General features: G+C 74.7%; 11 protein-coding genes. 5 read left to right on the top strand and 6 right to left on the bottom strand.

Annotated features, from left to right (window positions below; all coding sequences use genetic code 11):
• The 4 genes from GTR00_RS06545 to disA all read left to right on the top strand — a co-directional run.
• The coding region (locus GTR00_RS06545; protein ID WP_166610828.1) for a hypothetical protein at window positions 1–814 on the top strand (814 nt) is incomplete at its 5' end.
• 29 nt (window positions 815–843) lie between these two features.
• Window positions 844–1,545: a class I SAM-dependent methyltransferase gene (locus GTR00_RS06540; RefSeq protein ID WP_323132277.1), complete on the top strand. Its 702-nt coding sequence runs from the start codon at window positions 844–846 to the stop codon at window positions 1,543–1,545.
• A gap of 60 nt (window positions 1,546–1,605) precedes the next feature.
• Window positions 1,606–1,971 (top strand): hypothetical protein, encoded by a 366-nt coding sequence (locus GTR00_RS06535; protein ID WP_166610827.1) that lies wholly within the window; start codon window positions 1,606–1,608, stop codon window positions 1,969–1,971.
• A 176-nt stretch (window positions 1,972–2,147) separates the two neighbouring features.
• Window positions 2,148–3,233 carry a DNA integrity scanning diadenylate cyclase DisA gene (gene disA, locus GTR00_RS06530; protein WP_166610826.1) on the top strand — a complete coding sequence of 362 codons (1,086 nt, stop codon included), beginning with the start codon at window positions 2,148–2,150 and terminating at the stop codon, window positions 3,231–3,233.
• 60 nt (window positions 3,234–3,293) lie between these two features.
• On the opposite strand, the gene GTR00_RS06525 is transcribed toward disA, so the two are convergent.
• Entirely contained in the window at window positions 3,294–3,959 is a 666-nt protein-coding gene (locus GTR00_RS06525) for a BsuPI-related putative proteinase inhibitor (RefSeq protein WP_166610825.1), read from the bottom strand.
• A gap of 224 nt (window positions 3,960–4,183) precedes the next feature.
• Between GTR00_RS06525 and GTR00_RS06520 the strand changes: the two genes are divergently transcribed.
• Entirely contained in the window at window positions 4,184–4,969 is a 786-nt protein-coding gene (locus tag GTR00_RS06520; RefSeq protein ID WP_323132276.1) for an HhH-GPD family protein, read from the top strand.
• Between the two features lie 39 nt (window positions 4,970–5,008).
• On the opposite strand, the gene GTR00_RS06515 is transcribed toward GTR00_RS06520, so the two are convergent.
• The 5 genes from GTR00_RS06515 to GTR00_RS06495 form a co-directional block, all read right to left on the bottom strand.
• Window positions 5,009–5,482, bottom strand: a complete 474-nt coding sequence (locus GTR00_RS06515) for a gluconokinase (RefSeq protein WP_166610824.1) — start codon at window positions 5,480–5,482, stop codon at window positions 5,009–5,011.
• A gap of 5 nt (window positions 5,483–5,487) precedes the next feature.
• A complete protein-coding gene (locus tag GTR00_RS06510; RefSeq protein ID WP_407659630.1) occupies window positions 5,488–6,102 on the bottom strand; it encodes an amino-acid N-acetyltransferase in 615 nt (204 codons plus the stop codon).
• 107 nt (window positions 6,103–6,209) lie between these two features.
• On the bottom strand, window positions 6,210–8,714 hold the full coding sequence (locus tag GTR00_RS06505; RefSeq protein WP_166610822.1) for an ATP-dependent Clp protease ATP-binding subunit: 2,505 nt from the start codon (window positions 8,712–8,714) through the stop codon (window positions 6,210–6,212).
• Between the two features lie 241 nt (window positions 8,715–8,955).
• On the bottom strand, window positions 8,956–9,276 hold the full coding sequence (locus GTR00_RS06500; protein WP_323132274.1) for an L-rhamnose mutarotase: 321 nt from the start codon (window positions 9,274–9,276) through the stop codon (window positions 8,956–8,958).
• Between the two features lie 131 nt (window positions 9,277–9,407).
• Entirely contained in the window at window positions 9,408–10,256 is an 849-nt protein-coding gene (locus GTR00_RS06495; RefSeq protein WP_166610821.1) for an ABC transporter permease subunit, read from the bottom strand.
• Window positions 10,257–10,320 lie beyond the last annotated feature (64 nt).

Here is a 10,320-nt window from a genome sequence, read left to right as displayed (position 1 = left end):
GGGCGAGACCCCCCTGGACGGTCCCCGGCTGTGGGTGGAGTTCCCCGAGCCCGCCGACGTCGCCGACGACCCGCACGCGGCACCGGGCACCGTGTACCGCTGCGACCTGACGTGGCTGACGTCGGACTACACGTGCATCTTCGGCGCCGGCTGCCCCGGCATCCACGCCGACGCCCCCGACGTGGGCTGCTGCGCGCTGGGTGCGCACTTCACCGAGCCGGCCGACGAGGAGCGCGTGGCCGCGGCGGTGCGGCGGCTGACGCCGGAGACGTGGCAGTACCACGGCACCGGCCGCGCGCAGGGGTGGACCGAGGTGGAGGACGGCGAGCGCAAGACGCGCGTCGTGGACGGCGGCTGCGTGTTCGCCAACCGCTCCGGGTTCGCCGCCGGCGCCGGGTGCGCGCTGCACCTGCTGGCGCTGACCGAGGGCGTGGAGCCGCTGACGCTGAAGCCGGACGTGTGCTGGCAGCTGCCGCTGAAGCGCTCCTACCGCACGGTCGTCCGCGGCGACGGCACCGAGTACCTGGAGGTGACGATCGCCGAGTACGACCGCCGCGGCTGGGGCGAGGGCGGGCACGACCTGGACTGGTACTGCACCTCCAACCCGGCCGCGCACGTGGGCACCCGCCCGCTGTTCCGCAGCGCCGAGGCGGAGCTGCGCGAGCTGGTCGGCGACGGCGCCTACGAGGAGCTGGCGCGGCACTGCGAGGCGCTGGTGGGCCGCGCCCGCGCCGGCGGCGCGCACCGGCGGCTGCTGCCGCTGACGGTGCACCCGGCGGACCGCTCGCGCGCGTCCCGGCCCACCACCCGGTGAGCGCCCGGTGAGCGCCCGGTGAGCGCCCGGTGAGCCCGGCGGACCTGCCCGGGGTGGTGCCCAGCCCGAACGTGTGGGGCTCCCCCGACGTGTACGAGCTGGAGAACCTCGCCGTGGACCGCGGCGGGCTGATCGAGGCGGCGGTGCGCTCGGTGCGCGACTGGGCCGGCGCGGACGTGCTCGACGTCGGCTGCGGCACCGGCTTCCACCTGCCGCGCTTCGCGGCCGCGGCCCGCACCGTCACCGGCGTCGAGCCGCACCCGCCGCTGCTGCGCCGCGCCGTGGAGCGGGTGCGGGGCCTGCCGGGGGTGCGGGTGCTGCACGGGGCGGCGGGCGCGCTGCCCCTGCCCGACGGCAGCGTCGACGTCGCGCACGCGCGCTGGGCGTACTTCTTCGGCCCCGGCTGCGAGCCGGGCCTGGCGGAGCTGGAGCGGGTGCTGCGCCCCGGCGGGGCGGCCTTCGTGGTGGACAACGACGCCACCCGCTCCACCTTCGGGCGCTGGTTCTCCACCGCGCTGCCCGGCTACGACCAGGCGGCGGTGGACCGGTTCTTCGCGCGGCGCGGCTGGTCGTGCGAGCGCCTGGAGGTGGCGTGGGAGTTCGAGCGCCGCGAGGACCTGGAGGCCGTGGTGCGCATCGAGTTCGCGCCCGCGCTGGCGCAGCGCTTCCTGGCCTCCCACGAGGGCACCCGGGTGGACTACGCGGTGGTGCTGCGGCACCGGCGCCGCTGAGGGCGCGCGCGGACGCACCCGGGGTCGCCGCGCGGGGCCCGGTGCGTGGATGATGGGGGCATGAGCGCGCACTCCGCCCCGCCGACGCGTCACGAGGACCAGCGGGCCATCGCCCCGATCCGCTGGTCCAAGCCCAACGGCGGCACCGTCGTCGCCCTGCTGATCTGGGTGGTCGGGCTGCTGCTGGGTGCCCTGGTGCCGCTGGTGCTGCTGGGCGTGGACCCCTACCAGGGCGCCTCGACGGCCCGCATCGTCACGGGCCTGTCCTTCACGCTGGTCGGCGCGCTCGTCATGGTGTTCTCCGCGTACCTGCTCTACCGCAAGACCGGCAGCATCGGCGCGGCCATCCTCGCCTTCGTGCCCAGCTTCGTCATGGGCGTGCTGGGCATCCTGATGACCACGATGAAGACCCTCTACGGCAGCTGAGCCGGCCGCCGCTCCGACGGGACCCGCCCACCCCCACCGGGGTCGGCGGGTCCCGTCGCGCGCGGGGCCGGGCGCACCGCGCGGCGGTGCGCGCGACGGGCGCGTGCACGGGGCACCCGCCCGCACCGGGGCGCCGCCGCTAGACTCCGCCCCCGAGACGTTCGCGAGGAGGCCCGGTGGCGACCGCAGACCGCACCCCCGAGGAGATCCTGCGCTCGACCCTCGCCGCCGTCGCCCCGGGCACGGAGCTGCGCGACGGGCTGGAGCGCATCCTGCGCGGGCGCACCGGTGCCCTGATCGTGCTGGGCTTCGACCGCGTCGTGGACGCGCTGAGCACCGGCGGCTTCGCCCTGGACGTGGAGTTCTCCGCCACCCGCCTGCGGGAGCTGGCGAAGATGGACGGCGCGATCGTCTGCGACCGCGACGTGACGCGCATCCTGCGCGCGGCCGTGCAGCTGGTGCCCGACTCCTCCATCGAGACCAGCGAGTCCGGCACCCGGCACCGCACGGCCGAGCGCGTGGCCAAGCAGACCGGCTACCCGGTGGTCTCGGTGTCGCAGTCGATGCGGATCGTGGCGGTGTACGTGGGATCGCGCCGGTACGTGCTGGAGGGTTCCGACGCGATCCTGGGCCGCGCGAACCAGGCGCTGCAGACGCTGGAGCGCTACCGGGCCCGCCTGGACGAGGTGACCGGCACCCTCTCGGCGCTGGAGATCGAGGACCTCGTGACGGTCCGGGACGTCTGCTCGGTCGTGCAGCGCATCGAGATGGTGCGGCGCATCGCCGACGAGATCGCCGGCTACGTGGTGGAGCTGGGCGTGGACGGCCGGCTACTGTCGCTGCAGCTGGACGAGCTGATCGGCGGGGTGGGCCCGGACCGCGAGCTCGTGGTGCGCGACTACCTGGAGTCCAGCCGGCACGAGGGCCCGCTGGAGGTGGTGCTCGAGGCGCTGGCGCAGCTGGACTCCACGGACCTGGTGGACCTCAGCCAGGTGGCGCGGGTGCTGGGCTTCTCGGTGGGCGGGGACTCGCTGGACTCGGCGGTCAGCCCGAAGGGCTTCCGGCTGCTGAACCGCGTGCCGCGCCTGCCCGGCGCGATCGTGGAGCGCCTCGTGGACCAGTTCGGCGACCTGCAGAAGCTGCTCGCCGCCAGCATCGACGACCTCATGACGGTCGACGGCGTGGGCGAGCAGCGGGCCCGCGCGGTGCGCGAGGGCCTGTCGCGGCTGGCGGAGTCCAGCATCCTCGAGCGCTACGTCTGAGCCGGGAGCCGTCCCGGCCCCCGGGCGCCGGGTCGGGCCCGGGGAGCCGGGCCGGGGCGCTCAGCCCGCCAGGGTCACCGTGAGCGGGGCGGCGGGGGTGTCCTGCCAGGTGCCCTGCACGGTGTAGGTGCCGGCCTCGGCGGCGGGCTGGTCGTCCGGGCAGCCGGCCGCGGAGCGCTGGCGCGACCAGGAGGTGCTCATGGTGCGCCACTTGCCGGGCGCGAGCTCGTAGGACTGCGCGGACGTGGACGACTGGCAGTCGGCGCTGGACCACACGCGGGCGCCGGCGGCGTCCTCGACGACGAAGGCGCGCACGGCGCTGCCGATCTCGGCGGTGCACGGGCTCTGCCCGACGTTCTTGACGCTGAGGGTGAACTTCGGCGTCACCCCGGGGCCGTAGGCGGCCGCGTCGGAGGTGAGCGCGAGCTCCAGGGCACCGCCGGCGCAGGGCTCCACGGCCTCGGCGGTGCTCGGGGAGGGGCTGGCGGTGGACGTGCCGGTGGTGGGCGTGCCGGTGGCGGTGGACGCGACGGGTCCCAGGGTGGGCGAGACGCGCTGGGGGTCCAGCTGCGCGGCCACCTGCTCGGGGGAGGCCTGCGGCAGCAGGGCCCGCACGCCCAGCGCGAGGCCCGCCACGAGCAGCAGCAGGACGAGGACGGCCACCAGGCGACGTCGCCAGTAGGTCGCCCGTCGCTCGGGCCCGACGGGGTGCAGCACGCTGCTCACCGCAGCGAAGGTAGGCGTCGCGGGGGGGCCTCGGGCGCAGGCGCGCCGCGCCGTCCCGGCGTGTCGGTCCCACCGGCCGCCGTCGCCACTCTCCGCTCCCGCAGTGCCACTCAGCGCTGCTGGACCCCGCGGCGCTGGAGGAGCTGCACCGCACCGTCCTGGACTGGTACGGCGAGAGCGCGCGGGACCTGCCGTGGCGGGAGCCGGGCTGCTCGCCGTGGGGGGTGCTGGTCAGCGAGGTGATGCTCCAGCAGACGCCGGTGGTGCGCGTGCTGCCGCGCTGGCGCGAGTGGCTGCAGCGCTGGCCCACCCCGGCGGCGCTGGCCGCCGAGCCGCCGGGCGAGGCGGTGCGCGCCTGGGACCGCCTGGGCTACCCGCGCCGCGCGCTGCGCCTGCACGCCGCCGCCACGGCCATCGCCGCCGAGCACGGCGGCGAGGTCCCCGACGACCACGCGGCGCTGCTGGCGCTGCCGGGCATCGGCGCCTACACCACCGCGGCCGTGGCCGCCTTCGCCTTCCGCCGCCGGCACGCCGTGGTGGACACCAACGTGCGGCGCGTGCACGCCCGCGCGGTATCCGGCGCGGCCGAGCCCGCGCCGGCCCTGACCGCCGCCGAGACGCGCCTGGCCGCGGCGCTGCTGCCGCAGGACCCGCAGACCGCGGCGCGCTGGTCGGTGGGGGTGATGGAGCTGGGCGCCCTGGTGTGCACCGCGCGCGCCCCGCGCTGCCCGGCGTGCCCGCTGCTGGACCGCTGCGCGTGGGTGGCCGCCGGGCGCCCGGCCCACGACGGGCCGGCCAAGCGGGTGCAGCGATGGGCCGGCACGGACCGCCAGGTGCGCGGGCGCCTGCTGGCGGTGCTGCGCGCCGCGCACGGCCCGGTGGGCGCGCAGGAGCTGGCCGGCGCCTGGACCAGCGACCCGGCCCAGCGCGAGCGCTGCCTGGACGGCCTGGTCGCCGACGGCCTCGTCGAGCCCCTGGCCGACGGCCGCTTCAGCCTGCCCACCTCCTGAGGGGCGCCCGGGCGCCGCGCAGCGCGCGGGCGGCGCGGCTCACAGGCGGCGCAGCACCTCGGCGACGACGTCCTCGGGGGTGGGCTGCTCCAGGACCTGGAAGCCCGGCTCGTCCGGCTGGAGGTCCTCCAGGGTCTCCAGCTGGCTGTGCAGCAGCGAGGCGGGCATGTAGTGGCCGCGGCGGGCGGCGAGCCGCTCGGCCAGCACGGCCTCGGGCACGGTGAGGTGGCAGAAGCGCACGGAGGGGTGCCCCTCGCGCAGCAGGTCGCGGTAGGCGCGCCTGAGCGCCGAGCAGGTGACCACGACGGACTCGCCGTCGGCCTCGCGCTCCCCGATCCAGGCCGCGACGGCGCGCAGCCAGGGCCAGCGGTCCTCGTCGTCCAGGGGGGTGCCCGCGCGCATCTTGTCGACGTTGGCGCGCGGGTGGAAGTCGTCGCCCTCGGCGTACTCCCAGCCGCGGGCCCGGGAGACGGCCTGGGCGACGGTGGTCTTGCCGCTGCCCGAGACGCCCATGACGATCAGCGCGGTGGGGCCTGCGGGACGGTGGCCGGTGTCGGTGACGGCTCCTCCTCGGGTCGGGCGCGGGGGGTGACCCGCAGCATCCTGGTGTTGCCCAGCGTGTTGGGCTTCACGCGGGCGAGGTCGAGGAACTCGGCCACGCCCTCGTCGTGGGAGCGCAGCATCTCCGCGTAGACGTCGGGCGCGACGGGCGTGCCGTCGATCTCGACGAAGCCGTGGGCGGCGAAGAAGCGCGTCTCGAAGGTCAGGCAGAACAGCCGGGTGACGCCGAGGTCGGCCGCGCGCGCCAGCAGCGCCTCCAGGATGCGGTGGCCGACGCCCGCGCCGCGCACGGAGCGGTCCACGGCCAGGGTGCGCACCTCGGCGAGGTCCTCCCACAGCACGTGCACGGCGCCGCAGCCCACCACCCGCGCCCCGCCGGGGGCGGTGGGGTCGTCGACCTCGGCGACGACGAACTCCTGCACGGCCTCGTAGAGGGTGATGAGCTCCTTGGCGAGCAGGATCCGCTCGCGCGCGTAGTCCTCCACGAGCGCGCGGACGACCGGCACGTCGCCGGTCCGGGCGGGCCGCACCCGCACCCCTGGGGCCGTCGCTGGGGCCGTCACGCCGTCGATCCTGGCAGAGGGCCCGGCGCGAGGCCCGGCGGGTGGCCCGCACGCGCGACGGCCCGGCACCCCCTGGCGGGGGTGCCGGGCCGTCGCGTGGACCGGGGGTCAGGCCGTCACTGGCCGTCGGCGGACTTGCCGAGCGACAGGGTGACGGGCACGTCCTCCTTGGTGGTGCCCTCGAAGGTGAACTTCTGCTCCGCGCCCTCGCCCTCGGTGTCGACCGAGACGATCTGGCCGGGGCGCAGCTCGCCGAAGAGGATCTTCTCCGAGAGGACGTCCTCGATGTCGCGCTGGATCGTGCGGCGCAGCGGCCGCGCGCCCAGGACCGGGTCGTAGCCCTTGGTCGCCAGCAGCACCTTCGCGGACGGGGTGAGCTCGATGCCCATGTCCTTGTCCTTGAGGCGGTCGTCCACCCGCTTCACGAACAGGTCGACGATCTGGACGATCTCCTCCTGCGTCAGCTGCGGGAAGACGACGATGTCGTCGACGCGGTTGAGGAACTCGGGCCGGAAGTGCTGCTTGAGCTCGTCGTTGACCTTGGCCTTCATGCGGTCGTAGTTGGTCTGCGTGGTCTGGCTGCCGGCGGCGAAGCCGGTGCCCACGCCCTTGGAGATGTCCCGCGTCCCCAGGTTGGTGGTCATGATGATCACCGTGTTCTTGAAGTCCACCACGCGGCCCTGCGAGTCGGTCAGGCGACCGTCCTCGAGGATCTGCAGCAGCGAGTTGAAGATGTCCGGGTGGGCCTTCTCCACCTCGTCGAAGAGGACGACGGAGAACGGCTTGCGGCGCACCTTCTCGGTGAGCTGGCCGCCCTCCTCGTACCCGACGTAGCCGGGCGGGGAGCCGAACAGCCGCGAGACGGTGTGCTTCTCGGAGAACTCGCTCATGTCGAGCTGGATGAGCGCGTCCTCCTCGCCGAAGAGGAACTCCGCCAGCGCCTTGGCCAGCTCGGTCTTCCCGACGCCGGTGGGGCCGGCGAAGATGAAGGAGCCGCCGGGGCGCTTGGGGTCCTTCAGACCCGCCCGCGTGCGCCGGATGGCCTGGGACAGCGCCCGGATGGCGTCGTTCTGGCCGATGACGCGCTTGTGGAGCTCGGCCTCCATGTTGAGCAGGCGCGCGGACTCCTCCTCGGTCAGCCGGACGACCGGGATGCCCGTGGCCGTGGCCAGGACCTCCGCGATCAGCTCCTCGTCGACCTCGGCGATGACGTCCATGTCGCCGGACTTCCACTGCTTCTCGCGCTCGCCCTTCTGCGCCAGGAGCTTCTTCTCCTTGTCGCGCAGGGAGGCCGCCTTCTCGAAGTCCTGCGCGTCGATCGCGGACTCCTTCTCGCGGCGCACGTCGGCGATGCGCTCGTCGAACTCGCGCAGGTCCGGCGGAGCGGTCATGCGGCGGATGCGCAGGCGCGCGCCCGCCTCGTCGATGAGGTCGATCGCCTTGTCGGGCAGGTAGCGGTCGTTGACGTAGCGGTCGGCCAGCGTCGCGGCCGCCACCAGCGCGGCGTCGGTGATGGAGACGCGGTGGTGCGCCTCGTACCGGTCGCGCAGGCCCTTGAGGATCTCGATGGCGTGGGGCAGGGTCGGCTCGGGCACCTGGATGGGCTGGAAGCGGCGCTCCAGGGCCGGGTCCTTCTCGATGTGCTTGCGGAACTCGTCGAGCGTCGTGGCGCCGATGGTCTGCAGCTCGCCGCGGGCCAGCATCGGCTTGAGGATGCTGGCGGCGTCGATGGCGCCCTCGGCGGCACCCGCACCCACGAGGGTGTGGATCTCGTCGATGAACAGGATGATGTCGCCGCGGGTGCGGATCTCCTTGAGGACCTTGCGCAGCCGCTCCTCGAAGTCGCCGCGGTAGCGGGAGCCCGCCACGAGCGCGCCGAGGTCGAGGGTGTAGATCTGCTTGTCCTTGAGGGTCTCGGGCACCTCGCCGCGCACGACGGACTGGGCCAGGCCCTCGACGACGGCGGTCTTGCCGACGCCGGGCTCGCCGATGAGGATCGGGTTGTTCTTGGTGCGGCGCGAGAGCACCTGCATGACGCGCTCGATCTGCGGGTCGCGGCCGATGACCGGGTCCAGCTTGCCCTCGCGGGCGGCCTGGGTGAGGTTGCGGCCGAACTGGTCCAGCACGAGCGAGCCGGAGGGGGTGCCCTCCTGCGGGCCGCCGGAGGTCGCCGGCTCCTTGCCCTGGTAGCCGGAGAGCAGCTGGATGACCTGCTGGCGGACGCGGTTGAGGTCGGCGCCGAGCTTGACGAGGACCTGGGCGGCGACGCCCTCGCCCTCGCGGATGAGGCCGAGCAGGATGTGCTCGGTCCCGATGTAGTTGTGGCCGAGCTGCAGCGCCTCGCGCAGGGACAGCTCGAGCACCTTCTTGGCGCGGGGGGTGAAGGGGATGTGACCGGACGGGGCCTGCTGGCCCTGGCCGATGATCTCCTGGACCTGCTCGCGGACCGCGTCCAGGGAGATGCCCAGCGACTCGAGGGCCTTGGCGGCGACGCCTTCGCCCTCGTGGATCAGGCCGAGCAGGATGTGCTCGGTCCCGATGTAGTTGTGGTTGAGCATCCGGGCCTCTTCTTGGGCCAGGACGACGACCCGTCGGGCGCGGTCGGTGAACCTCTCGAACATGCGGCGCTCCTCGCGGGTGGTCGGGTCCTCGGGGGTCTGTCCCCCACGGACCATTCCGATGCTAGTCCCGGGCCCCGACACCTTCACCTCGCCCGCGTCGCGGCGGCCGATCGTGAGGGGGTCGTGACCTCGTCTCCTGGACCAACCCTCGCCCCCGGAGGGGTGTTCCGCCACGTCGTTCGCTCGCGGCGTAGACCCGGAGGGACCCGGCGACCCCCGGCGGGGGCCCCCGGGGCCCGGCTCAGGCGAGGTGGAAGTACTCCTCCAGGCGCTCCGTGGAGCGGTCCGGGTGCTCGCCGGAGGCGAAGAAGCGGGCCATGGTGGCCTGCCAGCGGCCGTTGACGTCCTCGCGGTGCATGGCGGCCACGGCCGCCTCGAAGTCGTCGGCCACGCAGTAGCCCACCACCAGGCCGTCCTCGCGGCGCACGAAGAGGGAGTAGTCGCGCCAGCCGGCGCGGGTGAGGGCCTGGAGCATCTCCGGCCACACGTGCTCGTGGGCGGCGAGGTACTCGTCCACCAGCTCGGGGCGCAGGTGCATGAGGAAGCAGGCGCGCTCGGCCACCGCGGGTCCACCTCTCGAAGGTCGGGTGCCGCGATCCAACCAGGTGCCCGCCCCGGGCGCACCGGGGGGCCGCACCCGTCGGGTGCGGCCCCCCCGGGGTCCTCCGGCGTCCCCCCGGTCGCCGGAGGGGCTCAGACGTCCCGGGTCTTCAGGGACAGGGCGCCCAGGCCCAGCAGGACCGCGACCCAGGCGGTGAAGACGAGCGCCCCGGGCAGCGGCTCCAGGTAGGACGGGTCCGGGGTCACGGTGGTCATGGCCGTGATCGAGTTGGAGAACCAGTACTCGCGGACCGTCTCGCCGCCCCAGGACTCCGGCACGAGCAGCAGCAGCAGCGGGACGACGAAGATCGCGCCGACGATCGTGCAGATGGCGCCGGCGGAGTTGCGCATCAGCGCCCCCAGGCCCAGCCCGGCCAGGGCGAAGCCGACGATCATCACCACGTGGCCGGCGACGGCGCGCAGCACGCCCTCGTCGCCGATCGAGACGCCGGCGTCCTGGGTGTCCAGGACCGCCTGGCCGACGAAGAAGGCCGCCAGGACGGCCAGGCCCGCGGCCAGCGCCACGGAGACGGCCAGCACCAGGGCCTTGGCCGCGTAGACGCCCAGCCGCCCGGGGGCGGTGGTGAAGGACGTGCGGATCATGCCGGTGGAGTACTCCCCGGCGATGACGATGACGCCGACGGCGGCCAGCACCAGGCTGGCGATCTGGGCGCCCTGCAGCGAGGCGCCGGTGGCGTCCACGCCGGGCGGGCCGGGGGTCCGCCCGGGCGCCGGGTCGGCGATCGAGGAGGCCACCGCCCAGGACAGCAGGGCGCCCAGGGCCACGATCGCCACGACGGACAGCAGCACCGTCACCACGACGGAGCGCACGCTCCAGAACTTGATCCACTCCGAGCGCAGCAGGCCGGGGAAGGTCACCCGGTACGGGGTGCCGGCGTACTGCGGGGCCGTCTTGCTCAGCGACGTGGTCGCGCTGCTCACCGCGACACCTCCTCACGGGCGGGGGCGGGCGCGCCGGCGGGCGCCCCCGCCCGTGAGGAGGTGT

Origin of the sequence: Kineococcus indalonis, from assembly GCF_009906395.1 — a bacterium.
GTDB classification, from domain to species: domain Bacteria; phylum Actinomycetota; class Actinomycetes; order Actinomycetales; family Kineococcaceae; genus Kineococcus; species Kineococcus indalonis.
Note: the sequence above shows the minus strand (reverse complement) of the source record. Positions and strands in the feature narration are given on the sequence as shown.

What these genes read in the sequence shown, in the direction of transcription:
- GTR00_RS06535 (WP_166610827.1), top strand. Translation starts at nt 1,606, where the DNA reads ATGAGCGCGCACTCCGCCCCGCCGACGCGTCACGAGGACCAGCGGGCC.
- GTR00_RS06515 (WP_166610824.1), bottom strand. Translation starts at nt 5,482, where the DNA reads ATGGGCGTCTCGGGCAGCGGCAAGACCACCGTCGCCCAGGCCGTCTCC.
- GTR00_RS06505 (WP_166610822.1), bottom strand. Translation starts at nt 8,714, where the DNA reads ATGTTCGAGAGGTTCACCGACCGCGCCCGACGGGTCGTCGTCCTGGCC.